19 protein-coding genes and 2 tRNA genes are annotated in these 26,478 nt (G+C 33.5%); 8 read left to right on the forward strand and 13 right to left on the reverse strand.

All coding sequences use genetic code 11. The features are described 5' to 3' along the window. Positions 1-78: 78 nt before the first annotated feature. Positions 79-1,875 carry a translational GTPase TypA gene (typA, locus tag DM444_RS17555; RefSeq protein WP_111288996.1) on the reverse strand — a complete coding sequence of 599 codons (1,797 nt, stop codon included), beginning with the start codon at positions 1,873-1,875 and terminating at the stop codon, positions 79-81. A gap of 168 nt (positions 1,876-2,043) precedes the next feature. Between typA and DM444_RS17560 the strand changes: the two genes are divergently transcribed. Together DM444_RS17560 and DM444_RS17565 are read left to right on the forward strand one after the other, a co-directional pair. After that, positions 2,044-3,753, forward strand: coding sequence for a PAS domain-containing sensor histidine kinase (locus tag DM444_RS17560; protein ID WP_111288998.1), 1,710 nt, complete (start codon positions 2,044-2,046; stop codon positions 3,751-3,753). Between the two features lie 5 nt (positions 3,754-3,758). Further along, a complete protein-coding gene (locus DM444_RS17565) occupies positions 3,759-4,166 on the forward strand; it encodes a response regulator (protein ID WP_111289000.1) in 408 nt (135 codons plus the stop codon). Between the two features lie 185 nt (positions 4,167-4,351). On the opposite strand, the gene rpsT is transcribed toward DM444_RS17565, so the two are convergent. The 4 genes from rpsT to proS form a co-directional block, all read right to left on the reverse strand. After that, complete coding sequence (gene rpsT / locus DM444_RS17570) at positions 4,352-4,603, reverse strand: 30S ribosomal protein S20 (RefSeq protein WP_012026903.1); 252 nt, start codon at positions 4,601-4,603, stop codon at positions 4,352-4,354. A 154-nt stretch (positions 4,604-4,757) separates the two neighbouring features. Next, positions 4,758-4,829 (reverse strand) — tRNA-Glu (locus DM444_RS17575). Between the two features lie 45 nt (positions 4,830-4,874). Continuing rightward, positions 4,875-4,946: transfer RNA gene (locus DM444_RS17580), tRNA-Glu, on the reverse strand. Positions 4,947-5,024: 78 nt separating this feature from the next. Then, complete coding sequence (gene proS, locus DM444_RS17585) at positions 5,025-6,503, reverse strand: proline--tRNA ligase (protein ID WP_111289002.1); 1,479 nt, start codon at positions 6,501-6,503, stop codon at positions 5,025-5,027. A 102-nt stretch (positions 6,504-6,605) separates the two neighbouring features. Between proS and DM444_RS17590 the strand changes: the two genes are divergently transcribed. From DM444_RS17590 to DM444_RS17610, 5 genes are all read left to right on the forward strand, one after another. Continuing rightward, positions 6,606-7,610 (forward strand): hypothetical protein, encoded by a 1,005-nt coding sequence (locus DM444_RS17590; RefSeq protein ID WP_111289004.1) that lies wholly within the window; start codon positions 6,606-6,608, stop codon positions 7,608-7,610. Between the two features lie 42 nt (positions 7,611-7,652). Next, a complete protein-coding gene (locus DM444_RS17595; RefSeq protein ID WP_111289006.1) occupies positions 7,653-9,233 on the forward strand; it encodes an OmpP1/FadL family transporter in 1,581 nt (526 codons plus the stop codon). A gap of 207 nt (positions 9,234-9,440) precedes the next feature. Next, the gene (rimO, locus tag DM444_RS17600; RefSeq protein WP_111289008.1) at positions 9,441-10,754 is read left to right on the forward strand and encodes a 30S ribosomal protein S12 methylthiotransferase RimO; all 1,314 of its coding nucleotides are present in this window, start codon (positions 9,441-9,443) and stop codon (positions 10,752-10,754) included. A gap of 42 nt (positions 10,755-10,796) precedes the next feature. Next, entirely contained in the window at positions 10,797-11,357 is a 561-nt protein-coding gene (locus tag DM444_RS17605; protein ID WP_111289010.1) for a hypothetical protein, read from the forward strand. 27 nt (positions 11,358-11,384) lie between these two features. Then, a complete protein-coding gene (locus DM444_RS17610) occupies positions 11,385-12,290 on the forward strand; it encodes an N-acetylmuramoyl-L-alanine amidase (protein WP_111289012.1) in 906 nt (301 codons plus the stop codon). Between the two features lie 382 nt (positions 12,291-12,672). Here the strand turns inward: DM444_RS17610 and DM444_RS17615 are convergent, their stop codons facing one another. The 8 genes from DM444_RS17615 to DM444_RS17650 all read right to left on the reverse strand — a co-directional run bounded on the left by DM444_RS17615 (position 12,673) and on the right by DM444_RS17650 (position 25,017). Beyond that, positions 12,673-13,764: an outer membrane beta-barrel protein gene (locus DM444_RS17615; protein ID WP_111289014.1), complete on the reverse strand. Its 1,092-nt coding sequence runs from the start codon at positions 13,762-13,764 to the stop codon at positions 12,673-12,675. 610 nt (positions 13,765-14,374) lie between these two features. Continuing rightward, positions 14,375-15,337 (reverse strand): glycoside hydrolase family 5 protein, encoded by a 963-nt coding sequence (locus DM444_RS17620; RefSeq protein ID WP_111289016.1) that lies wholly within the window; start codon positions 15,335-15,337, stop codon positions 14,375-14,377. Between the two features lie 10 nt (positions 15,338-15,347). Continuing rightward, on the reverse strand, positions 15,348-16,580 hold the full coding sequence (locus tag DM444_RS17625) for a glycoside hydrolase family 27 protein (protein WP_111289018.1): 1,233 nt from the start codon (positions 16,578-16,580) through the stop codon (positions 15,348-15,350). A gap of 87 nt (positions 16,581-16,667) precedes the next feature. Then, complete coding sequence (locus DM444_RS17630) at positions 16,668-17,927, reverse strand: fasciclin domain-containing protein (RefSeq protein ID WP_111289020.1); 1,260 nt, start codon at positions 17,925-17,927, stop codon at positions 16,668-16,670. Positions 17,928-17,990: 63 nt separating this feature from the next. After that, positions 17,991-19,058 (reverse strand): IPT/TIG domain-containing protein, encoded by a 1,068-nt coding sequence (locus DM444_RS17635; protein WP_111289022.1) that lies wholly within the window; start codon positions 19,056-19,058, stop codon positions 17,991-17,993. Positions 19,059-19,078: 20 nt separating this feature from the next. Continuing rightward, a complete protein-coding gene (locus DM444_RS17640; RefSeq protein WP_111289024.1) occupies positions 19,079-20,641 on the reverse strand; it encodes a RagB/SusD family nutrient uptake outer membrane protein in 1,563 nt (520 codons plus the stop codon). An 11-nt stretch (positions 20,642-20,652) separates the two neighbouring features. Continuing rightward, positions 20,653-23,820 carry a SusC/RagA family TonB-linked outer membrane protein gene (locus tag DM444_RS17645; RefSeq protein WP_111289026.1) on the reverse strand — a complete coding sequence of 1,056 codons (3,168 nt, stop codon included), beginning with the start codon at positions 23,818-23,820 and terminating at the stop codon, positions 20,653-20,655. 318 nt (positions 23,821-24,138) lie between these two features. Continuing rightward, a complete protein-coding gene (locus tag DM444_RS17650) occupies positions 24,139-25,017 on the reverse strand; it encodes an AraC family transcriptional regulator (protein ID WP_111289028.1) in 879 nt (292 codons plus the stop codon). Between the two features lie 307 nt (positions 25,018-25,324). On the opposite strand from DM444_RS17650, the gene DM444_RS17655 reads away from it, so the two are divergent. After that, a complete protein-coding gene (locus DM444_RS17655) occupies positions 25,325-26,461 on the forward strand; it encodes a glycoside hydrolase family 26 protein (RefSeq protein ID WP_111289030.1) in 1,137 nt (378 codons plus the stop codon). Positions 26,462-26,478: the final 17 nt, after the last annotated feature.

Raw genomic sequence — 26,478 nt, forward strand, 5'->3', positions numbered from 1 at the left:
AAAATAATTTCATTTTAATAAAAAAAGAATCCCAAACTCCTTAACTGGAATTTGGGATTTTTTTTTATTAAAATGAAATTAGATTTTATATCTTTTTCTATCTGTTTCGCTTAAGTAAATTTTTCTTAAACGTAAAGATTTTGGAGTAACTTCAACATACTCATCTTTTTGGATGTACTCTAAAGCTTCCTCTAATGAGAATTTGATAGCAGGAATAATTCTAGCTTTATCATCAGCTCCAGAAGAACGTACGTTAGAAAGTTTTTTCGTTTTAGTAACGTTAACAGTCATATCGTCGCTACGAGTGTTTTCTCCAATAACTTGACCTTCATAGATATCTTCGTTAGGATCAACGAAGAATTTACCACGATCTTGTAATTTATCGATAGAGTAAGGAATTGCTTTTCCGTTTTCCATAGAGATTAATGAACCGTTGTTACGTCCAGGAATTTCTCCTTTGTATGGCTCATACCCAATGAAACGGTGTGCCATAATAGCCTCACCAGCAGTAGCAGTAAGTAATTGATTTCTTAAACCGATGATTCCACGAGATGGAATGTTGAATTTAATGATCATACGCTCTCCTTTACCTTCCATAGAAAGCATTTCTCCTTTACGGATAGTAACGAATTCAACTGCTCTACCTGAAAGATTTTCTGGTAAATCGATAGTTAATTCCTCAATTGGCTCACATTTCACACCATCAACTTCTTTGATGATAACTTGTGGCTGACCAATTTGAAGCTCATACCCTTCTCTTCTCATTGTTTCAATAAGAACTGACAAGTGTAATACACCACGACCAAATACCATGAATTTATCAGCTGAATCAGTTTCTCCAACTTTCATCGCTAAGTTTTTCTCTAACTCTTTTGTTAATCTTTCACGAATATGTCTAGAAGTAACAAATTTACCTTCTTTACCAAAGAAAGGAGAATCGTTAATTGTAAACAACATACTCATTGTTGGCTCATCAATAGCAATAGTTTGTAAAGCTTCTGGATTTTCGAAATCTGCAATAGTATCACCAATTTCAAAACCTTCAATACCAACTACAGCACAAATATCACCAGCAACAACTTGCTCAACTTTTCTACGGCCTAAACCTTCGAAAGTGTGTAATTCTTTAATTCTTGATTTGATGATTTTACCATCTCTTTTTACTAAAGAAATTGGCATACCTTCTTTTAAAACACCTCTTTCAAGACGACCAATAGCGATACGACCTGTGAATGAAGAGAAATCTAAAGAAGTAATCAACATTTGTGGAGTACCTTCTGAAACTTTCGGAGCTGGAACATTAGCAATAACCATATCTAATAATGGTTCAATGTTTTCTGTTTGGTTTTTCCAATCATCAGACATCCAGTTGTTTTTAGCAGAACCGTAAACAGCTGGGAAATCTAATTGTTCTTCAGTAGCTCCTAATTCGAACATTAGATCGAAAACTTTCTCGTGAACTTCTTCTGGAGTACAGTTTTCTTTATCTACTTTATTGATAACTACGCAAGGTTTCAATCCTAAATCAATCGCTTTTTGCAAAACGAAACGAGTTTGAGGCATTGGTCCTTCGAAAGCATCAACTAGCAAACATACACCATCGGCCATGTTCAATACACGTTCTACTTCACCTCCAAAATCGGCGTGACCTGGAGTATCGATAATATTGATTTTTGTTCCTTTATATTGAACAGATACGTTTTTAGAAGTAATTGTAATACCTCTCTCACGCTCTAAATCATTATTATCTAAGATTAAATCACCTGTGTTTTCGTTTTCACGAAATAACTGACAGTGATACATAATTTTATCAACCAAAGTTGTTTTACCGTGATCGACGTGGGCAATAATTGCAATGTTTCTAATAGATTCCATCTGTGATTTTTAATGGGCGCAAAGGTACACTTTATTTTCTAAAAAAAAACGTTTCTATCATAGTTTGCGTATATCCAATCAATTAGTTAATAGAAAACGTTAAAATATAGGCCTCAAAATAATATTAACATACGTTTACTTATTGTTAAATTAACTATATTTGAAGTGATGAAAAGTAAAACTCTCCAAATTACTCTTATTTATACAATCATCTCGATAATTATGGCGGTCATATGTCATAAATTACTCATCGCCTGCTTTTCTTCCTCAGAATATCTATATCTCTCTCTTTTAAAAGACATTGTATTCATATTAATTACAGGACTGATCTTCAGATTTATACTTGCAAAAAACGAAAAAAGGAGCATAACAATTTTTGAAAAGTTAAACAAAACCAACGAAGAAATAAAAGAATCCAATGAGAAATATGACATTGTAGCGAAAGCGACTAGCGATACTATTTGGGATTGGAAAATTCAAGAGGATAGTATTAATTGGAATAAAGGAATTGAAGGTGTTTTTGGTTACGATCCTGAAGAAGTGGGTAAAACTTCTAAATGGTGGTTTGACAAAATTCACCCGGAAGATAGTATCCGAATGTCAATAAAACTCTACTCTTTCATTGAACAAAAAACTGAAAAGTGGCAAGATCAATACCGTTTTAGATGTGCTGACGGAACATATAAATATGTTTTGGACCGAGGATTTCTCTTAAAAGATGAAAATGGAAGAGCCATCAGAATGATTGGTGCCATTCAAGATATTACAAAACAAAAAGAAGAAGAACAACGATTAAAACTTTTAGAAACTGTAATTACCCAATCTAAAGACTCTATTTTAATCACTGAAGCCAATTCGCCAGAAGGAAAAATTCCTAAAATAGTTTATGTTAACCCAGCATTTTCTCAGATGTCTGGATATCAGTCAAACGAAATAATCGGAAAATCTGCTAATATTTTTAAAGGCCCAAACTCCGATTCGGATGAATTAAAAAAATTATTGCGAGCCATAAAAAATGAGGAAGAATGCCTTATTGAAACAATTACTTACACCAAAAGTAAGCAAGAATATTGGGTACGTTTTTCCATGATTCCTATTTTTAACAACGAAGGAGTAATTTCGCATTGGATTTCAATACAAAGAGACATTACGGACGAGAAAAAACTCGAAACAGAAAAAGAACATCTAATTCGAGAATTAACTCAAAACAATAAGGATCTAAAACAATTCTCATACATCACTTCACACAATCTTAGAGCACCGCTTTCTAATTTAATTGGCCTCTTAAATTTAATAGAAGACACTCCAATAGAAAACGAAGAACTTCAAGAGATTTTGGCTGGTTTCACCAAATCAACCCATTTACTAAACGAAACCATTAATGACTTGGTAAAAGTTATCATCATTAAAGATAATCCTTCAATGCAAAAAGAAGAAGTATCTTTAAAAGAAGTTTTTGAAAATGTATTTAGCCAGTTATCATTTCAAATAGAACTGCACAAACCTATTATCAAACTTAAATTTGACAAAGTTCCTGAGCTTATCACAAATAAAGCTTACATCGAAAGCATTTTACTAAATTTGCTCACCAATTCCATAAAATACAAATCTGAGAATAGAAAACTTAAAATATCTATAACTGCAGAACAAATAGAAAACAGAACAATCTTAACCTTTAAAGACAACGGAATTGGAATTGATCTTGAAAGAAATCGCGACAAAGTGTTTGGACTTTATCAAAGATTCCACAATTACCCAGACAGTAAAGGATTAGGCTTGTATCTTGTAAAATCGCAGGTAGAAACAATGGGAGGAACAATTTCTATCGACAGCGAAGTCAACAAAGGAACTACATTTACAATAACATTTAAAAATTAATTATTATGCTTGAGCAGATTTTATGCATTGACGATGATCCAATCACATTGATGCTTTGCAAAAAAGTAATTTCAAAATCTTCATTTTCCCATGAAGTTATTACGGCTCAAAACGGTGAAGAAGCTCTTCATTACTTCAACATCTTGAAATACACAAACGACAAGACCAAAAGAAAACCCGAGTTAATCTTTTTAGATTTAAATATGCCAATTATGGGAGGATGGGAATTTTTAGATCATTTTACCTCTTCAGATTACAATGAATTCAATTCTGTTCCTGTAATTGTTTTATCTTCTACAATTGATCCAGAAGATTTAGCCAAAGCAAAAAAATACCCAATAATAATAGATTTTCTTTCTAAACCCATTACGCAGCCAATGTTAGAATATCTTAAAAAGAAAATAGAACCTTAAAAGTTCAAATTCCAAACACAGGATTAAATTAAGATTTAAAATCATAATCTTTTAAATAACAAAATTCCAAATTCCAATTTTATATATATTGGAGTTTGGAATTTATTTTTTATTGGAATTTTATTTCGGAAACAAAAAAAAAAGTCCTCTAAAAGAGGACTTTCTATATCTTACAAATTGTTTAATTACAATTTAGCAACGTGTTTCGTTAATTTAGACTTCAAGTTAGAAGCTTTATTATCGTGAATGATGTTCTTTTTAGCTAATTTATCAATCATAGAGATTACAGTTGATAATTTTGCAGCAGCATCAGATTTATCCGTAGCTAATCTTAATGCTTTAATAGCATTACGAGTAGTTTTATGTTGGTATCTGTTAAGAACTCTTCTTTTTTCGTTACTTCTGATTCTTTTTAATGCTGACTTATGATTTGCCATTTCTTTTAATTTTAGATGTAATAATTATTATAAATACTAGTTAAAAAAGAAAAACCTCCCACAATTGTAAAATCAATCACTTTGGTTTTAACTAATAAAACAAAAACCGAGACACCAATTTTTGTTTTACAAAACTTATTTACAACTAATTTTGTAGTCCGTAGGGGAATCGAACCCCTGTTACCAGGATGAAAACCTGGCGTCCTAACCCCTAGACGAACGGACCAATATTCTCCTAAGTTGGAAACTTTTCAATATGTAATATAACTTGTAGTCCGTGGGGGAATCGAACCCCCCTTACCAGGATGAAAACCTGGCGTCCTAACCGATAGACGAACGGACCGTGCTTCTGTATTGCGGATGCAAAGATACATCTATTTTTTATTTGCGCAACACCTAATGCAAAAAAATATATTTTTTTTTAATAAGCCTTAGCAAAAAGCACTCTTTTAGAAGATGGTTTACCAGTAAACACGCAGGTTCCCGCCTCTTCAACAGCGTCTAAAGGTATACAACGAATCGTTGCTTTTGTCAATTCTTTTATCTTCTCTTCTGTTTCAGCAGTACCATCCCAATGAGCAGACAAAAAGCCTCCCTTACCTTCTAAAACTTCTTTAAATTCCTCAAAATTATTCACTTGCGTAATATGACTATCACGATACTCAAATGCTCTTTTAAATAAATCGTTTTGAATCTGTTCTAGCAAATCATTTACATAATCAACGATTTTATCTCCTTGAACAACTTCTTTTGTCAAATTATCGCGTCTTGCCACCTCAAAAGTTCCATTTTCTAAATCTTTTGGTCCAACAGCAATTCGAACAGGAACACCTTTTAATTCCCATTCAGCAAATTTAAATCCTGGTTTTTGTGTTGTTCTATCATCAAACTTAACCGTGATTCTCAATTTTCTCAATTTAGCTGTTAATTCATTAACTGCTTCTGTAATTTGTTCCAGTTGTTCGTCTGTTTTATAAATAGGAACAATTACAACTTGAATTGGAGCTAAATTTGGAGGAAGAACTAATCCTTGATCATCTGAATGCGTCATAACCAAAGCTCCCATTAAACGAGTAGAAACTCCCCATGATGTTCCCCAAACATATTCTTGTTTCCCTTCCGCATTAGCAAACTTAACATCAAAAGCTTTTGCGAAATTTTGACCTAAAAAGTGAGAAGTTCCCGCTTGCAATGCTTTTCCATCCTGCATCAACGCTTCGATACAATATGTTTCATCTGCACCTGCAAAACGTTCAGTTTCAGTTTTAAATCCTTTTACAACTGGAATCGCCATGAAATTCTCTGCAAAATCAGCATAAACATTCATCATTTTTTCAGACTCTTCAATAGCTTCTGCCTTTGTAGCATGAGCAGTATGCCCTTCTTGCCATAAAAACTCAGCAGTTCTCAAAAATAAACGCGTACGCATTTCCCAACGAACCACATTTGCCCATTGATTAATTAATAAAGGTAAATCTCTATAAGATTGCACCCATCCTTTATATGTAGACCAAATAATTGCCTCACTCGTAGGTCGAACAATAAGTTCTTCTTCTAATTTAGCGTTTGGATCAACGATAAGTTTTCCTGGTCTTTCCTCATCCCCCTTTAATCTATAATGTGTCACAACAGCACATTCTTTTGCAAATCCTTCTGCATTTGTTTCTTCTGCTTCAAACATGCTCTTCGGCACGAATAAAGGGAAATAAGCATTTTGATGTCCAGTTTCTTTGAACATACGATCTAACTCAGCCTGCATTTTTTCCCAAATAGCATACCCGTATGGTTTTATTACCATACAGCCTCTAACTCCTGAATTTTCAGCTAGATCTGCTTTAACAACCAGTTCGTTATACCATTTCGAATAATCTTCTGATCTTGTAGTAAGGTTCTTACTCATATTATATTTTTTGGCACAAATTTTGTTTTATTCAATTTTAACTAAATAGTTTGACAAAACTAACTAATTTTGTAATGTGCAACAATAAAAAACACCACAGATATGAAAACTTACATTTCTCTCCGCCGAAACTCTAATCATTTTTACATAATTGGATTATTGAGTTTATTGCTAGCGTCGTGTGGTTCTTACCAAAATTCATCTTATTACGATAATGATGGCGTTTACGGTAATTCATCAAACAATCATGTGCAGGCTAACAGCACAAACAACCAATACAAAGATTATTTCAGATCATTGCAAGATGATAATCAGCCAACTGAAATATTTACCGATGTTGACAACTACACTAATTATTCTGAAAGCGACAGTACTCAAACTGCCTCAGTGGGTTATCCTGCATGGGGAAGTAGCAGTTCTGATGTTTCGGTAAATGTTTACTCTGACCCAACATGGTCATTCGGATTTGGAATGGGCTGGGGTTATCCTTATTATGGTTACGGATATTATGGATGGGGCTACCCTTATTACGGATGGGGCTACCCTTATTACGGATGGGGTTATCCATACTATGGATGGGGTTATCCAGGATGGGGCTATCCATATTATGGTTATTATGGAAATTACTCTTACAATTACGGAAGAAGAGGTTCTGCAGCATATTATGGAAACAGAAATTATGCATATAACAGAAGCTACAATACTGGTAGAGGATATGCAACAAATAGAAACTATACCACCAACAGAGGAAGCTATACAACAAATAGAAATTACACTACAAATAGATCTAACAGTTATACCGACTTTAGAAGATCTAACATAAATAGCAGAACATCAAGTCCAACATTTACTAATAGAAGAAGCTATACTAATGGTTCAGACTATAGCACTTACAGCAATAGAAGATCTTACAACAATAGCGGAAACACTACAACAAATAGAACTTACACTCCTAGCAACAACAGCGGATCAACGAGAAGTTACGCACCAAGTAGCTCATCACGATCAATGAACAGCAGTGGCAGCGGAGGAAGCATGAGATCATATAGCGGCGGCGGTGGCGGCGGTGGAATGAGATCTGGTGGCGGTGGCGGAGGAAGAAGATAATCCTTCCTCAGCAGAGTAAATTTCGAACTAAACCTTATCAAAATGAAAAAAATACTTTTCCTATTTATAACAGGACTAACTGTCAGCGCGTCATATTCACAAGAAGTTACAGACGCATTGCGTTATTCACAAGACAACTTAACAGGAACTGCGCGTTTTAGAGCAATGAGTGGTGCATTTGGAGCTGTTGGAGGAGATCTATCTTCTTTAAGCGTCAACCCAGCTGGATCTGCAATTTTCAACAGTAACCAAGTTGGAGTATCTTTTAGCAATCAGAATCTCAAAAACAATTCTAATTATTTTGGCACAGAAACTTCAGACAAAGAAAACTCATTTATCTTAAACCAAGCGGGAGGCGTATTTGTTTTTAAAGATCATAATCCTAATAATGGATGGAGTAAAATTGCAATTGGTGTAACATACGAAAACACAAATAATTTCAACAACGAAGTTTTCTCAGCAGGAACAAATCCATTCAATTCCGTTGATGGTTACTTCTTAGATTATGCAAATTACGGAAATGGCGGAGCACCTGTTCCTCAGGAATTTGTTAATTTACAGCCCGGCGAAACATTAACAGATTTATATCAATTTCTAGGATCAAACTTGCCTAATGGCCAATACCCTAACCTATCTGGTTTTTCAGCACAACAAGCATTACTAGGAAAAATGGGACAGGTCATAAATATCGACGACCCAAGTAATCCCAATAGTGCATATTCAACAAATGTACCAAAAGACACGGATTACTACCAGACGAATGAAATTTACTCAAGAGGTTATAATAGCAAATTAAGCTTTAATATTGCAACATCGTACAAAGACAAACTATATTTTGGAGCCAATTTAAATGTTCATATAACTGACTATAGAAGATCTACAAGTTTCTATGAAGCTAACAATGGCGCTTTGCAGTCAGGTGCTACGATATCAGATTTAAGATTCAATAATGATTTGCACACTTACGGAAATGGTTTTTCTTTCCAACTTGGAGCAATTGGAAAAGTAACTAAAAACTTTAGACTTGGTGTAGCTTACGAATCTAATACTTGGTACGAATTATATGAAGAGCTTTATCAAAGCTTATACACAACAAGACAAGCTGCAGGTGGACAACCAATAAATGCTAATGTAAACCCTGATGTTATAAACGTATACGATTCTTACACTTTACAAACACCAGATAAATGGACCTTTAGTGCTGCGTATGTTTTTGGAAAATCAGGTTTATTAAGCATCGATTATGCTTTAAAAAATTATGGAAACACTAAATTCAAACCAACCAACGCTGGTTTTGGAGGCATCAACAGTGAGATTGACAATAGTCTTACTAGCACTGGCGAACTTCGTATTGGTGGAGAATACAAAATCAAACAATTAAGCTTGAGAGGCGGTTACCGCTTTGAAGGAAGTCCTTATAAAAACGGCACTACAATTGGAGATTTAAACAGTTATTCTGCTGGTTTAGGCTATAATTTTGGAACGACTAAATTAGATTTGGCTTATTCTTATTTAGAAAGAAAATCTAACGAAGCATTCTTAGCATCACCAGGTTTCACAAGTGGAGCTAATATTACTTCGAAACTAAACAATGTTACTATGACCTTATTATTTGAATTGTAACTAAAAATCAAAATAGATGATTGAGAATTTCCGTCAGGTTTTTATACTTGACGGATTTTTTTTACTCTTTTAAAACCTTTTTCTAAAAATTAGACTTAAATAATAACTAAAAGCAGAGTCAGCTTCATAAAAAACAGCTAAAACAACTTGAAAACTAGTGTTGTTTGAATAAAAAAAGTGTAATTTTGCACTCCAATTTATAAAAGTATGAGAACCAAGTCTTTAAAAAAGAACAAAATTAACGTAATCACTCTTGGGTGTTCAAAAAATGTTTATGACAGTGAAGTCCTAATGGGACAGCTGCGTGCGAATGGAAAAGAAGTTGAACACGAAGCTCCTGCAGAAAAAGAAGGAAACATTATTGTAATTAATACGTGTGGATTTATTGATAATGCAAAAGCAGAATCAGTAAATATGATTTTGGAATATGCAGATAAAAAAGACAGAGGACTTGTTGATAAGGTTTTTGTTACAGGCTGTTTATCTGAACGTTATAGACCAGATTTAGAAAAAGAAATCCCTAATGTTGACCAATATTTTGGAACTACAGAATTACCTCAATTACTAAAAGCTCTTGGAGCAGACTATAAACATGAATTACTTGGAGAGCGTTTAACTACTACTCCTAAAAATTATGCTTATTTGAAAATTGCAGAAGGATGCGACAGACCTTGCAGTTTTTGCGCAATTCCTTTAATGAGAGGTTCTCACGTTTCTCAACCAATTGAAAAATTAGTTAAAGAAGCTCAAGGTCTTGCTAAAAATGGAGTTAAAGAATTGATCTTAATCGCTCAAGATTTAACTTATTACGGACTTGATCTTTACAAAAAACGAAATTTAGCAGAATTATTAGAAGCTTTAGCAGCTGTTGAAGGAATCGAATGGATTCGTTTACATTATGCTTATCCTACCGGATTCCCGATGGATGTTTTAGAATTAATGAAACGCGAGCCTAAAATTTGCAATTATATTGATATTCCATTACAGCACATTTCAGATTCTATCTTGAAATCAATGCGTCGTGGTACAACTCAAGCAAAAACAACTCAATTATTAAAAGATTTCCGTGCTGCAGTTCCTGGAATGGCAATTAGAACTACTTTAATTGTTGGTTACCCTGGTGAAACTCAGGAAGATTTTGAAATCTTGAAAGATTTTGTTCAAGAAATGAAATTTGACAGAATGGGATGTTTTGCTTATTCTCATGAAGAAAATACTCATGCTTATTTATTAGAAGATGATGTTCCAGACGATGTAAAACAAGCAAGAGCAAACGAAATTATGGAATTGCAATCTCAAATTTCTTGGGATTTGAATCAAGAAAAAGTTGGCAAAGTTTTCAGATGTATTATTGACAGAAAAGAAGGTGCTCATTTTGTAGGACGTACAGAGTTTGACAGCCCAGATGTTGACAATGAAGTCTTAATTGATGCTTCTAAACATTATGTAAAAACTGGCGAATTTGTTAATATAAAAATAATTGAAGCAACAGAATTTGATTTATACGGAGAACCTGCTTAAATTTACACTAAACTATTGCTAACATTAGACAAACATACTTTTATGAAACCTATTCAAAACTTAATTCTTTTTGTTTTTACTTTATTCTGTTTCAACACTGTTTCAGCACAATATGGTAACGGATACTATAACAATGGTTATGGTAACGGCTACGGAAGAGGAGGCAGCGGAATGGGAATGGATAGAAGCATGATGGCTGGACAGGGACAGCAAGGTTCTCAAAGCAAGCCTAAAGAAACACCTCCAGAAGAAACTGCTGGAATTATTGTTGAACAAATGAAACCGCAAGTAAATCTTGACGAGCTTCAGGCAATTGCAATTACAAATGTTTTAGCAGACAGCATTAGAGAGCAAGGAATTTTATTGAAAAATGAAAGCAGCAGCCAAGATCAAAAAATTGAACAAATAAAAGCCTTAAGAGAAAGTACTGATAAAAAAGTTACCGCTTTTTTAAATCCAGATCAAGTTGAAAAATACAAAACTTTTATGGAGAAATTAAAAGATGGTAAAATGAATAAATCTAAAAAGAAAAAAGATAAAGAATCTAAAGAGTCTAAAAAAGAAAAAGATACCGAAACACCAGATACGAAAATTTCAGAATAATCGTTTTAACCTATAAAACAACGAATTATGGCAAAAAAACTTTTTTGTTATCTGCTCATAGCTGTTGTAATCAGTGCTTGTTCTACAAATCCGTATAAAAACACGGAAAAGGCATACGATCAACAGTTAAAAAATTTAGAAAACCAGATTACAAGTAAAGAAGCAAAAGCAATTCCAGCGGTTTCACCTGTTGTTATTGACACTTCTTACGCACAACAGCTGGGAATTATAAAAGACACTTTATCAAAAACAGGTTCTACTTATTTAGTAAACGGAATCAATACGGAATGGATCGGTACGGTCAATTTTAATTTAAGAAAACCTAGTTTCGTTATTATTCATCATACTGCCCAAGATTCAATTCAGCAGACGATAAATACTTTCACAAAAACTAAAACTCAAGTTAGTGCACACTACGTTATTTCTGAAAATGGAAAAGTAGTGCAGATGCTTAATGACTATCTTAGAGCATGGCATGCTGGAAATTCTACTTGGGGAAAAACAACAGATTTAAACTCCTGCTCTATCGGAATTGAGTTAGACAATAATGGTTTTAAACCTTTTACTGAAGCACAAATTAGCAGTTTAGTTGCCTTGTTAACTAAATTGAAAAAGGATTATAACATTCCTACTCAAAACTTTATTGGTCATGCCGATATTGCTCCAGGAAGAAAACAAGATCCAAGCGCATTGTTTCCTTGGAAAACTTTAGCAGAAAAAGGATTTGGAATCTGGCCTGACGAAGTTTTAGAACCAGCTCCTTTTGATTTTAAAATTGAGCCAGCGCTTAGAATTATTGGTTATAATACCAAAAATTTAACCGCAGCAATTCAAGCTTTTAAACTGCATTATATCCAAACTGATATCACCTCAGTTTTAGATAGAAAAACAATCGACACTATTTATTCGATTTATAAAAAACAGGTTCAATAAACCTCATCAAATTAAACTAAAAAGCGTTTCTAAAATTAATAGAAACGCTTTTTTTATTTCTCAATATTAAATATTCCAAAGAACTATTTATTTCTTTTTTGGAAAATACATTTATCTCGTTGGTTAAACATCTCTACATAATATGTAAATCCTATCGAATTTTATTGTATTAATAAAACATTCCTAAGGAACGAAGATCTCTTTTAAACAATAGACCCGACAGGTTTTAAAAGCCTGTCGCGTTTATTACGTTTTCAACTTGAAACATGAAACTTGAAACTTGAAACTTGAAACTTTAAACCTCAACTAAATAAAAAAGCTGCCAAAACATTAATATGTTTCGACAGCTCCAAAAAAAAAAAAAAATATCAATCTTTATCTCTTAGAAAGAGTATGTTGTAGCAATTAAAGCAAAGAAGCTTCCTCCTGTTGGTAACGCATCTTTATCTAAAAATATATCTTCAGAAGCTGCATCGTATCTTAGCTCAGGAATGATCGTTAACTTTCCAACTTTGTAGTTTAAAGAAACTGTATTAGCAAACACACTAGAACCTGACAAAGTTCCTAAACTTGGAGCTGCATCTTTAGCATCAAAATATTCCAGCCTGTAAGCTAAAAGCAATGATGGGCTGAAAGAATAATTAGCATATCCTACTAATGAAAACCATTCTCCATCTAAAGTACTGTCAAAATCATTAGTTGTTTTAGCATAAGTTGCATTTAATCCAAGTGCAAAACTATCACTAAGTGTTTTAGACGCAGTCAAATCAAATTGCGTTTTATTCTCGTCTGAAACTGGAATTACACTTCCTGGTATCGGGTTAGTACTTCCTGTTGTAAAATTCAAATAAGCACTTCCTGTATCACCAATATATCCTACTTGTCCAATGAACGTTTTTTGATAAGATCCCGCATCCATAGCTGATTTAAAATCAGTTGGATTTGTTAATCCTAACATAGCTGTAAATTTACCAGATGTATATTGTGCTTTAACCCCTGTGTTAAAAAATGGCCCATAAGAGAAAGCATAAGACATACTGTAGTTTTTATTATCTACGGCATCCAAAACTTCATAACCGATATGAGTTCCGAAGCTACCTGCTACTACTTTAAATTCATCTGTTAGATTGTATGTAAAGTATAATTGTTTAATTAAAAATTTTGCACTTGCATCTTTGTCTGGTGTTTCGTTATATGAAAATTCTGCTGCTCTTTTTCCGAAACCTAAGTCTACAAATACAGAAGCTTTCCCGAAAGTATGACTTGCTTCTATCGAAGCCATTCCTAACTCGAATGAATTTTGTGAGTTGGTAAAGCTCGTTAATCCATTCATCTGTTTTGAAAAATCATATTTATAGTACGCATCTGCAGAGCCTCCCCATGTGGTTGCTGGAGAAGCGGCAGCTTCATCTTCTTGGGCAAAGGCAAAAGAACTTGTTAACATCGCGGCTAAAATGTGAAATGCTTTTTTCATGTTTTAAATTGGTTTTTAGTTATTAATTGATTCTGGTTAGTTAATCGTTTATATATCTATTTAATAGTATAAGTCATTTCTAAAACCTTTCATGCGCCCTTCAAATCATCATCATTTTCATTAGCGAATTTATTAACTTTTGTATCATCAGAATAATTCAAAACTGCTTTTTTGACGTTTTAGGCGAAGAATTATGGATTACAAAAATTAAATCAACAATAATCATTATTTCATATTTATCGATATTTGTTTTTGAAAATTCAACAACGTATTTTTAGCTATTTACACAAAATAAAACAAGGTAAAAGTAAAAATTACTACAAAAATTCCAGTCAAAATAACCAAAAAACACTTTTTAAAAATACAACCCCTATAAAAAATAGGGGTATGACTAAAAAATAAAAATAAAACACAAAACAAACAAGATGAAAAAACCAAAAGCTTAGTACTACATTCGCAATAAAAAATTCCTACAAAAAATACTCTACAGAAAAAGCAATTTTACATTAAATCCTACTATTTTTTTAAACACAAAAACATGATAAAAACAAAAAAAAGCCCGTTCATTTAATTTGAACGGGCTTTCCAGAAAATGATCTAACTACACCTATTATTCTTTATTATACTTTCTTAAATATTCACGAACCTTAATTCCTGATTCTTTTAAATCTTCATCTTTCCATTTGCCTTCTGAGCTAGCTGATTTTTTTAAAATAGAACACGTTTCGTCTTTATCGGACACTGACCATGTAATCCAGCTTAACTTTTTAGACTCCATCCAATCTATATATTCTTGCCAGGCTTTTATATTAAGAGGACCATCACCTGATGCTTCCATTCCTGCCGATTCTGAAATAAATACTGGCAATCCACTTTTGATTGCCAAATCTGTTCTATCTCTTAACTCTTTGCCATGAGTCGCCGCATAAAAATGCATGGTATACATTATATTAGTATAATCTCTTATAGGATCTTCTGCTGCAAGATCAATATCTTGGTCCCAGTGCGGACATCCTACCAAAATAATATTATTCGGATCGTTTTCTCTTATTACTCTAATAACTTCTTCTGCGTAGTTTTTTACTTCCCACCAAGTTTCGTGATCTGGCTCATTTAATACTTCATATATAATATTGGGATACTTGGCGTACTTTTTAGACATCTCCTCAAAAAAGGCTTTAGCTTCTTTTAAATTTATATTATGGCTGTGCCAATCTATAATTACATAAATATCTGACTTTATAGCCCCTTTGATTACAGCCTCAATTTTTTCTTTAGAAAACTGCGGATCATTTATATAGGAGTAATCTCCAAGTTCGATTCCCATTGCGGCACGAACTACATTACAATTAAAGTCTTTTTTCAACCAACTTACTGCCTTTTCATTATAAAATCTCGGCCACATGCTATGCCATCCAAAACTTAGTCCGCGGAGCACGATGGGATTATTATTTTTATCCACAAGCTGCGTTCCTAGAACACTTAACTGACCATGTTGTTTTACAAATTGCGCCTTTGAAACGTTCACAATCATTAAAAGAAAAAAAGTAGCATACCAAAACTTTGATTTCATAACATATTTATTAAGGGATTAATTTTAAGGTAACAACGTCATGAGAAGCGATTTCTGAGCTAAAAGCTTTTTTAGTGTTTCCAACTTCTTTATTCTTCCAAAGGTCCTTTATTTTAAAGATTGTTTTGCTAAAATCTGCTTCATATCCAAAATCAGCATCTTTTATATTGTTTTTCTTCCAATCTAAATTGACCTTTTTCGAAGTTTCGGTTCTATTTATAAAACTAACTGCCCAAGCTCCATCAGAAAGTGGTTTTACCCATACTTCTACTCCGTCTAAGATAGCATATTTAAAGCCTTGAATTCCAAGCTTATCTTGATTTACAGCCAATAATTCTTTATTAGTTAAAATAGCCAGAGTCTCTTTAGACATTTTTCTGTAATCATTTCCAGTAAACAAAGGCGATGACAACATACACCACATTGCAAAATGCGATTTATCTTCGGTATCATTCATCTCGTTTCCAACTTCCATCATGTCAAAATCATTCCAATGATCTGGTCCTGAATATTTACGAATATCCTTTCTCATATCAGCAATTTTCATAAATCCCCAAGATGACCAATTTTCTGGATGTTTAAATTCACAGTCAAAACAAGGATAAATATCTCCCGAAATTCTCCAAAGATTCCCAACAGGTTTTCCCCATTCCCAAGGCTGATTATCTCCCCATTCGCAAAGACTAAAAACGATTGGTCTTCCTGCTGTTTTTAATGCATTACTCATTGTAGTATAAGCCTCTTTTGCTGTGATTCCTTCTGTATTACACCAGTCATATTTTAAGAAATCTATTCCGAGTTTTGCATAAAATCTTGCATCCTGATATTCGTAACCGCGTGTTCCTGGATAACCTGCACAGGTTTTTGTTCCTGCACAATTGTATAATCCGAATTTTAGGCCTTTACTGTGCACATAATCGATAACTGCTTTCATTCCGCTTGGAAATTTTTCAGGATCTGGCACTAAATCACCATTTGCATCGCGTTCGTGTGTCATCCAGCCATCGTCTAAAACAATATAATTGTAACCTGCAGCTGCCAAACCAGAAGAAACCATAATATCTGCCGTTTCTTTTACTAATTTCTCATCAATATTAGTTGCGAAAGTATTCCATGAATTCCAACCCATTGGTGGTGTCATTGCAAGTCCTTCAAATTTTCCGGCTTGCTGTTTATGCGTATTTCCTTGACCAAAACAAAAAGCAGTAAGACTTAAGGCGAATAATAAAGCTATTTTTTTCATCTTTTTTAATTTAATATACTTTAAAAAAATGTTCCCTAATCTTTCAATAAGGGAACATTTTCAGACTAACTCAAACAAATTATTTTTTTATAAAAATCCTAGGTCATCGATATAAATAATACTAGATGGAGTAATTGTGCCTCCAGAAAATTCTTGAATAAATACACTGTCAAAGTTTCCTCCAGGTATAAGATCTGGATGCAAATCTGAGATAGGAATTGAAATATTATTCCACTGTCCTGGTATTAAAGTTACCGTAGTACCTTTACTAGAATCACCTGTATCACTATTTATAGTCACCATAATTTTAGTACTCTCAGTAGGGAAAATAGACATTTTAACAAATTGATAATCGGCAGTATTCAGAGCTAAATCAGAATGCATGAAAAGTCCACTCCAAGACTCAGCAACTTTTTTAATTGCATGAGTTCCTCTGCTTACATTTTCTGTGCTTTCCCAGGTGATATCGCCTCCCCAGCCCCAGCCCCATCCTTTCAATGAGTCTTCGTATAGTAAATATTTAAGACCTATACTGCTTGCTGCAGATACTCCAAATTCAGTCTCTACTACAATAAGAGCATACGAATCAAAATCAGCTGGAACAGTTGCTTTTATTTCTGTTTTAGATACTGCTGTAAATGTAGCTTCAGTAGATCCGAATTTTACACTTTTAACTTTCACAAAATTCTGACCTGTAATTGTAATAACATCTCCTGCAGAAGCCAATACTTGCGATAAGCTCGTGATTACTGGAGCTGGCGGAGTTAACTCAATTACATTGCTTAAAACATTTACAAAACCATTTGTTGCGTAATAGTCTAGTCCTGGCGCTTCTTTATCAGATCCGTTTACTTTTAAAACACCATTAGTTACATTGATGCTTAATAAGTATAAATCGGGATTTACTGCATTTGCCATTGTAGCATAATCGCCTGTTGTTAAATAATCAGCTTCAACGCCTTCAAGTTGACCTACTCTTTTCTTAACACCTTTAACAACATGACTTAAAACAAGTTGCTTTAAATCATCTACAGGAACCAAATTAATATCTGGATATCCTAAATCATTTACATAACCATTATCTACCAAGTAAGTAGAAAAAGTCGCATCATTAGGAACAAAATAGGTATAATCGTCAGCTGTATTTAATGTCGATTCTAAGCCAGCTAATTCTATTGCTTTTACAAACGTAGTTAAATTACTATTTGCCAGAAGCAATCCGTATGCTGTGTTATAATTTTGCTGTGCTCCTCCTATATCTGGAATATCATTATCGCAAGAAGAAGCCGCGACAACCAAAAAGACACATACAGCAATATGTTTTACTTTATTATATATATTTTTCATAAATTCTCTTTTAGTTTTTAATTATGGATCTCATTAGGGATAAACCTTTCTTATCCGTCACAATTATTTTAACACCAATCCAATATCATCGATAAATAAATTGTTTCCTCCAAAACCTCCAGTTTCCTGAAAAGTCACTTCTGTTAACTCAGTCGGACTTCCAACACTTGAAATCGGAATCTCTAAATAAGTCCAGCTTGTTCCGAATTTAAGTGCATAAGTAGCTCCATAATTACCATTGATAATTGCTGATATCGAACCTGCTTTCTGCCCTTTAATATTGATGCGGATCGCTTTATATTTAGAAAGATCTACTTTAGATTTATCAATACCAATGTATAAACCATCCCAATCTGGTCCAGAAGTCCAGTTGATACATTTTGTACCTTGCGATGAGTCTTTATCATAAGCAATATCATAATGATTAGTTGCTGGTCTCCAAAGTCCATTGTAACTCATTAAACTAGTGTAAGCATCGTCGTAAATCGCAGAACCTAAAGACTGACCTGCAACAGTTGTACCCGATACGTTAGTTATCGATAAGCTTTTATATTGAATATTATTCGGCACCTGCACTTTAATCTCTGTCAATGTAGACGATATCGGTTCAACAGCAGTTTCACCAAAATTTACCACAGGATGTAAAAAGTATTCTCCAGTAATCGTAATTATGTCTCCAGGATTTGGGTTAATTGGAAATCCTGTAATATTAGGACTTGGAGGTCTGATAGCCACTTTATAGTTCAAAGTTCCAATATTAGTAACGATTTTCATTTCGTCCATTTCGTTGTAATATGGCGTTTTTTGATCCACTAACACAACGATTGCATTATCTGTTACCATTGTTGGATTAAAATAAGATTCCATTCCATTAAACGAAATTGATTTTAACGTAGCAAAACCAGATCCTCTAATGATATAATAATTTCCTGCGTTAATAATATCTGTAGCAACATCAACTTGTCTATCTCCTTCAACCAAAGGATCGTCAATAACAGATCTACTAATTCCTGTTACCGCAAGCTTGCCAGCAGAATCTCCCGAGTCATCTGAACAAGAAGCGAACAGCAAAATTGAAATCGAAGCTAAAAAATACAACTTCAATAACATTCTATTTTTTATATTTTTCATAGTGATTTACTTTTAAAAAATTAGTTAAAATTGTAAGGAACCGGTGCCTCTTTCAACTTTGGATTTTTTCTAACTTCGATATCTGGTTTTGGGTAAGTAAAATCAGTTGGAGTTGGTGTATAATGCATTACTCCCTGAGAATCAAAACCTCTATCTTGCTGAGAAATGATATTGATTGCCTCTTGACGCGGAAGTCTTCCTAAATCAAACCAAAATTCTCCTTCAAAAGCAAATTCAACTCTACGCTCATGAAATAAAGCCGCTTTTGTTAAAGGCACATTTGTTCCTAAAGCTCCAAGACCTGCTCTAAGTCTAACTTTATTATAAGATTCTTTTGCTGCAGCATTTGTAGTTTCATCAGCTCCTGCCATAATTGCTTCTGCGTGAATCAACAAAAGATCTGCATAACGCATAATGTAGTTACAATTATTCATACCACCCCATGAATCAGCTGGTCCAGTTTCACTAGTCGCTTGACCCACAACATATTTCTTAACCGCTGCGCCAGTATTAGCCAATACATCTCCGTATTTGGCTTTATCCATAACAAACCCCACTTCTCCGTCAGCTTTCATATTAGGATAAGAATCTCCGTAAATCATAAAAGACTCTTTTCTTCTTAAGTCTCCAATTTCAAAAGCATCCTGAACATCATTACTTGGCACATAAGTAGCACCGTATGAAGCATTATCATTTAAAATATCCAAACCATATTGAATATTCGAGAAATTTCCTCCTCCATACGTATTAATAGCACCAGACCATTGCCAAGAATAAATAGATTCTTCGTTATTGTTTTTGCTTGTCAAAAATAAATCTGCAAAATTTGGCAACAATCCAAACTCACCAGAATTAATCACTTTTTCAGCCATTGTCTTAGAATCTGAATATTTTTTCTCATACAGATAAACTTTAGCTAAAAATGCTTCAGCAGAACCTTGAGTTACAAAAATATTATCACCACTAGCAGATCTAGATCTAATTTTTGATTTTAAATTTGCTGCCGCGAATTTTAAATCGTTTTCAATAAATGTATAAACGTCTTCAATTCTATTTGTATTCACTAAAGGATCTTTTGCTAAAGCTAAATTATCCTCAATAATAGGCACAGGCCCATATAAACGAACTAGATAGAAATAAGCGATCGCTCTAAAGAAATGTGCCTCTGCAATAGTATTTTTAATTACAGCACTGCTCACATTAGCAGTAGCATTACTTTCAATATTATTAATTAAATTATTCGATTGTGCTACAATAGCAAAACAAGCTCTCCACGGATCAAGCAAAATCGGACTATCAGAAGTCAATTTAAACTGAATCAATTCCGGTCCATCTGCATATGCTAAACAGTTTCCTGATGATAACTCAGACAAAGCATAGAAATTTTTAGTATAATAAGGAGCCCACATCGCGCCATACATACCATAGGTAGTTCTAGCTACTTGTTCGTCACTATTATAAAACTGGTCACTGCTGTAACTATCTTCAGATGGGCGATCCAAGAAATCTTCGCTGCAAGAAGTAGTTGCCAAACCTAGTGTTAAGAATAAAACTAAGGTCTTTATATTGATATATTTTTTCATAAGAGTAGTAATTAAAATTCTAAATTCAATCCAAAAGTGAAACTACGATTGGTTGGGTAACGGCCAGAATCAATTCCTGATAATAATGCATCTTGGTTATATGACCCAACCTCTGGATCATAACCAGTATATTTAGTAAATGTGTAAAGATTTTGGATACCTAAGTAAAATCTTAATTTACTAATGTTCGCTTTTGAAATAACATCAGAAGGCAAGTTATACCCTAAAGTTACTTGTTGAATTCTTAAGTAAGATCCGTCCTCTACATAGCGGTCAGAGATTGCGATATTTGGATGTCCGTCTGCACCGTCAGGTCTTGGATATTTTGCATCAACATTATCTGGCGTCCAAAAATCTGCAGCTTCTGCCAATTGATTTTCATACAAACGTTGGTTTTTAGTACCAGCACGTCTCGTTAAGTTCATTACTTTATTACCATATGACCCTTGTAAAAAGACTCCCAAGTCAACATTTTTGTATTTAAAAGTATTATTGAAACCATAAGTAAACTTCGGCGCAGGATTACCTATATAAGTTAAATCCTTGTCATCAATTAAACCATCTTTATTTTGATCCACATACTCAACATCTCCTAATTGACTTTTCACAGCTTTATTTCCTGTGTAAGGAATAGGTGCATTTGCTAATTGTTCATTAGTTCTGATAATTCCAACTGCCTGATATCCGTAAAATTGACCTACAGGCTGACCTACAACAGTTTTAGTTACCGCTTTAGTAGTGTAGTCATTAAGCATTACATCTTTTGTCAAATCAAAATTATCTTGTAAGCTCAACAGTTTATTTTTATTTGTAGAGAAAATCACTTTTGAATTCCAAGTAAAATCTTTTCCAAATTTATTATTGTAATCTAAAGTCATCTCAAAACCTTGGTTTCTTAAGCTTCCTAAATTTACATTAGGCGCTCCTAAACCTCCTTGGTAAGCATCTGTACCTGTAACATAATAAGGTAATGGCAGAACAAATAAGAACCCTTCTGACTCTTTTCTGTACACGTCAAATGTTGCTTGAAGTTTTGAATTGAAAAGTGTAAAATCTAAACCGAAGTTAGTTTGCTTAGAAGTTTCCCAAGTTAAGCCAGGATTTGCAATGTTATTAACAGTAAAGAAATTCCCTAGTGCCGATTTTATTGCGCGAACTGTACTCATATAACCTGCACCTCCAACATTTTGGTTTCCAGTTTCACCATAACCTCCTCTAAATTTGATATTATCGATATACTGTTTAGTCCCTTCCATAAACTTTTCGTTTGAAAGTTTCCAATAACCTGAAAATGATGGGAAGTAACCCCATTTTTCGCCAGGCCCAAAATTAGAACTTCCATCAGCTCTCATTGTCACCTGCAAACCATATCGATTATTGTAATCGTAATTGAAAGTTCCAAAGAAAGAGTATAAAGCAGAGCTTCCTTTATATTCTGAAGCTACAAGAGTATCAGGATCTCCTAAACTAATAGAATGAATATCATTACTTAACAAACCAGAAACTGATTGTGAATTTCCATTCCAATGACTATCATTAGCTTCTTGACCAACCAAGACATTAAAATGATGATCACCAAAATCCGTTTTATAAGTTAAAACGTTTTTAATATTCAGACCATACCAATTGTTAGCTCTCTCTGTCAGCATATTAGTTTCTCTAACCGCCGCACCCCATTTGTATGTAGGCTGAAACGCTTCAAAACTATCAATATTCGTAGAACCTCCAAAATCAAATCGATAATCAAGACCTTTTGCTAATCTAAAACTGGCATAAAAATTTCCTAAGAAATTCTTTTTAATCAATTTGTTAGTATTCATCAAAGCCGAAGCAACTGGATTAATCCAAACTCCGATTGATCCGTCCTCTGGTGGACCAGCATAATTTCCACTTGTATCTTTTACTGCAACATCTGGAGTAGATAAAATAGAAGTACTAATAATACCATTACTTGCTCCATTAATTGTAATATCTTCATTTGTGATCCCTGTTCCAATAGAAACTCCAACAGTTAGCCAATCTTTTATTTTGGCATCTACATTAGTCTTAAAATTATATCTCTTAAAACCTGAACCAATAACAATACCCTCTTGATTTACATAACCACCAGAAATGTAGTAATTGATACCTTCTTTCCCACCTGAAAATGAAATCTGATGATTCGTCATTACAGCTGTCTTATAAATCTCATCTTGCCAGTTTGTCCCTTTACCCAAAACAGACGGAACCGCAAACTCATCTCTCGGCGCTACACCATAAACAGCCGCTAACGCATTTTGCTGTGTTGCATATTGGCTCAAAGTCATTGTATCCAGTAAACGAGTTACATTCTGAACAGATAAAAACGAATCAAAAGAAATTTTCCCTGTACCTTTTTTTCCTCTTTTTGTAGTAATAATTACAACTCCATTCGAGGCTCTAGAACCATAGATTGCAGTTGCAGAAGCATCTTTCAAAATATCCATTGTTTCGATATCATTTGGATTTAAAAACGCTATTGGACTAGATGCTACGTTTCCTGTATTTGCGCCTAAATAACCTGTTACAATAGAACCTCCTGTATTAGTATTAGAAGCATCTCCAGAAATTGGAATACCATCTACAATATACAACGGCTCATTAGTTCCAGATATAGAAGTCGTTCCACGTATTTTTACAGAGACACTACCTCCAGGCTGACCAGAGTTATTCGTAACCGAAACCCCCGCGGCACGTCCTTGCAGTAATTGATCGACAGATACTTGTGGAGAATCTGCAATATCTTTGGCGCCAACTGTAGAAACAGCTCCCATCAAATCTTTTTTCTTCACACTTCTATATCCAACGTTAACTAGTACCTCACGTAAATCTTCAGCACTCAATTTCAGAACAACGTTGATTGTTCCTCCGTTTTTAACATTGATTGTTTGGGCAACATAGCCAATAAATGAAACCGAAATAGTAGAATTTGCGGGTGCTTCAATGGAATATTTTCCATCAAAATCTGTAGAAGCAGTCTTTTTTGAACCTGCAACCACTATGTTTGCTCCTGGTATAGACAGTCCTTTCTCATCAGAAACTGTCCCCGAAACCTTCACCTGAGCCATAATAAAATTACTGCTCAGCAACAAAAATAATATCAAAGGAACGGCTCTGTGGTTAGCCTTCCAATGAATGAAGCTAGTCATTAGTTTTTTCATAATAAATGTTTGGTTAGTTTAAATTTGTTTTATTGCATAATCCAAAAGTAAATTGTCAGGGGTAATTTTTACTTTCAAATTATTTAACAAATCTATAACAGAGAGGATTATCAAATCGATAATATTATATCATTTAATGATAATATTTTTACTTTAAGCGCTTAAAAAAACATATATGAAAATAAAATCATATAAAAATTAAATTATTCGCAAAGACAATACTCAAAAAGAACCTAAACAATGAATAAAAAACAATGAAATCTCAAAAAGCAAACGTTTTCGTTAAAAATAATATTTATCAGTGATAAAAAAGTATCACTATAAAATGCGCTTCAAACCAGAAAATTCTTCGCGATATTGGCTCGGTGTGCAGTTTTTTGTCGCTTTAAAACTACGATTGAAGTTTGCTATGTTATTAAAACCAGATTTAAAAGCAACTTCAGAAACACTCATGTCTTTTTCAACCAGCCAGCGTGCCGCATAACCAATTCGAATATCATTTATATAATTGACAAAAGTCTTTCCTGTACGTTTTTTAATAAATCGGTTAAAAGAAATAATCGACATACTCGCCACATTTGCAACATCTTCTAATGTAATTTTTTCAGCAAAATGTTTTTGCACATATTCATAAACCAATTTCATTTTATCATAATCATCAAACGTATCATAATCTACCGTATAAGTAGAAAGTAAGCGCTGATTTCTAGAATTTGCTAAATCATATAATAAAGAAGTGATTTCCAAAAAATAATCCATGCCGTCTAGTTTTGAAAGCCTAACAAGTCTTGGCATCAATTCTTCAGCAGTTTTTTTTGAGAATAAAATTCCGTGAATAGATCTGTTAAACATATCTCGAATCGGATTCATAATACGTCTTGACAATAAAGATTCATGAAATAAATCATTATGAAACTGAATTGTTATTTCGTGTATCTTTTTACTCGTACATTTATTTAATTCCCAGCCGTGATATAAATTCGGGCCAATCAAAACCAATTCGACATTATCAATTTCTTCAATATTATCTCCCACAACCCTCTTCACTCCTTTTCCATTTTGAATAAAATTGATCTCAAATTCCGGATGATAATGAACTGGAAAATCAAAACTGTCTTTTACTCTATCGAAAACCAAAAAGCTGTCGCCCGCAGCAAGCGGAGCAATTTCTCTATAAAAATTTTTTGCAGTACCCATCTTAAAAACTATTTTCAGGAAAACAATACGTTTGTTTTTTGACTGCAATAATATGATATATAATTGATAAAATAATATTAATTACACTATAATCATCCGTTTATCTTTGAAAAAATTAATTATCATTTCTTTAAAAAGAAGATTAATAATAAACATTAATCATTTTTAATTAAAGATCTTTTTATAGTTTTAATAATTTTAACAAGAATATCATAAGGATTTTTCGGACTGATAGTAATCTTATTTTTAAAACTGTAAACCATTGTTTATTGTGCTTTTAGCTAAACAACAAACTAATAATTTCTCAATGAAAAAACATTTTTTAACGCTTTTGACCGCAACTATAATAAGCAGTTCTTGTATATCTCAAAAAAGTGCAAGTAATACTAATTTGTCACTTTCAGATAAAAAAGCAACAACAGAAACAAAATCTTTATATAAAGAACTTAATATTTTAACTCAAAAAGGATTTTTATTCGGGCATCAGGATGATTTGGCTTACGGCGTAAAATGGAAATATGAAGATGGCCGAAGTGATGTAAAAGATGTTGCTGGAGATTATCCTGCCGTTTATGGATGGGATATTGCTGGTTTAGAAAATGACAGTCCAAATAATATTGACGGCGTTCCTTTTGCCAAAATGAAACAATATATTATTGATGCAGATGCAAGAGGCGGAATTTCAACTATCAGCTGGCACTTTGATAATCCTGCAACTGGAAAAAATGCTTGGGATAATACCAAAAATTCTTTAAAAACGATTTTGCCTGGAGCAGAAAATCATAAAAAATTCACTTCTTGGTTAGATAAAGCAGCTGCTTTCTTTTTGTCTTTAAAGGATAAAAACGGCAATAATATTCCAATTCTTTTTAGACCATTTCATGAGCTTACAGGCGGATGGTTCTGGTGGGGAAAAGGAAACTGTACTCCAGAGGAATTTAAAACAGCTTGGAAATTCACTTTTGATTACCTTCAGAAAAAAGGTGTTCACAACTTAATTTATGTTTACAATACAGGTGGTTTTGGCAGTGAAGCTGATTTTTTAGCCAACTATCCAGGTGACGATTACGCTGATATTTTAAGTTTTGACAGTTACCAAAATAGTAATGATCCGGATGGTCAAAAATTTATTAGCGAAGTCCAAAATCAATTTAAAATATTAAATGAAATCAGTCTAAAAAAACATAAATTGATGGCTTTGGCAGAAGCTGGTTATGAAGCAGTTCCAGACTCAAAATGGTGGACAGGAACTTTATTAAAAGCAATTGGAGATTACAAAATTTCTTATGTGCTTTTATGGAGAAATCACGGCTGGCAAGAAAAAGAACAAAAAATGCATTACTATGCTCCATTTTCAGGTCAGGTAAGCGAAAAAGATTTTATCGATTTTTACAATCTTGACCAAACAATCTTTGAGAAAGACATTCAGAAAAAATTAAAATAATTGCCCCAAATAAATTA

It is taken from the genome of Flavobacterium ginsenosidimutans (assembly GCF_003254625.1).
Lineage (GTDB): Bacteria > Bacteroidota > Bacteroidia > Flavobacteriales > Flavobacteriaceae > Flavobacterium > Flavobacterium ginsenosidimutans.

Excerpts from the sequence above, each read along its gene's own strand:
- typA (WP_111288996.1), bottom strand. The coding sequence starts at position 1,875 with ATGGAATCTATTAGAAACATTGCAATTATTGCCCACGTCGATCACGGT.
- DM444_RS17560 (WP_111288998.1), top strand. The coding sequence starts at position 2,044 with ATGAAAAGTAAAACTCTCCAAATTACTCTTATTTATACAATCATCTCG.
- DM444_RS17565 (WP_111289000.1), top strand. The coding sequence starts at position 3,759 with ATGCTTGAGCAGATTTTATGCATTGACGATGATCCAATCACATTGATG.
- rpsT (WP_012026903.1), bottom strand. The coding sequence starts at position 4,603 with ATGGCAAATCATAAGTCAGCATTAAAAAGAATCAGAAGTAACGAAAAA.
- proS (WP_111289002.1), bottom strand. The coding sequence starts at position 6,503 with ATGAGTAAGAACCTTACTACAAGATCAGAAGATTATTCGAAATGGTAT.
- DM444_RS17590 (WP_111289004.1), top strand. The coding sequence starts at position 6,606 with ATGAAAACTTACATTTCTCTCCGCCGAAACTCTAATCATTTTTACATA.
- DM444_RS17595 (WP_111289006.1), top strand. The coding sequence starts at position 7,653 with ATGAAAAAAATACTTTTCCTATTTATAACAGGACTAACTGTCAGCGCG.
- rimO (WP_111289008.1), top strand. The coding sequence starts at position 9,441 with ATGAGAACCAAGTCTTTAAAAAAGAACAAAATTAACGTAATCACTCTT.
- DM444_RS17605 (WP_111289010.1), top strand. The coding sequence starts at position 10,797 with ATGAAACCTATTCAAAACTTAATTCTTTTTGTTTTTACTTTATTCTGT.
- DM444_RS17610 (WP_111289012.1), top strand. The coding sequence starts at position 11,385 with ATGGCAAAAAAACTTTTTTGTTATCTGCTCATAGCTGTTGTAATCAGT.
- DM444_RS17615 (WP_111289014.1), bottom strand. The coding sequence starts at position 13,764 with ATGAAAAAAGCATTTCACATTTTAGCCGCGATGTTAACAAGTTCTTTT.
- DM444_RS17620 (WP_111289016.1), bottom strand. The coding sequence starts at position 15,337 with ATGAAATCAAAGTTTTGGTATGCTACTTTTTTTCTTTTAATGATTGTG.
- DM444_RS17625 (WP_111289018.1), bottom strand. The coding sequence starts at position 16,580 with ATGAAAAAAATAGCTTTATTATTCGCCTTAAGTCTTACTGCTTTTTGT.
- DM444_RS17630 (WP_111289020.1), bottom strand. The coding sequence starts at position 17,927 with ATGAAAAATATATATAATAAAGTAAAACATATTGCTGTATGTGTCTTT.
- DM444_RS17635 (WP_111289022.1), bottom strand. The coding sequence starts at position 19,058 with ATGAAAAATATAAAAAATAGAATGTTATTGAAGTTGTATTTTTTAGCT.
- DM444_RS17640 (WP_111289024.1), bottom strand. The coding sequence starts at position 20,641 with ATGAAAAAATATATCAATATAAAGACCTTAGTTTTATTCTTAACACTA.
- DM444_RS17645 (WP_111289026.1), bottom strand. The coding sequence starts at position 23,820 with ATGAAAAAACTAATGACTAGCTTCATTCATTGGAAGGCTAACCACAGA.
- DM444_RS17650 (WP_111289028.1), bottom strand. The coding sequence starts at position 25,017 with ATGGGTACTGCAAAAAATTTTTATAGAGAAATTGCTCCGCTTGCTGCG.
- DM444_RS17655 (WP_111289030.1), top strand. The coding sequence starts at position 25,325 with ATGAAAAAACATTTTTTAACGCTTTTGACCGCAACTATAATAAGCAGT.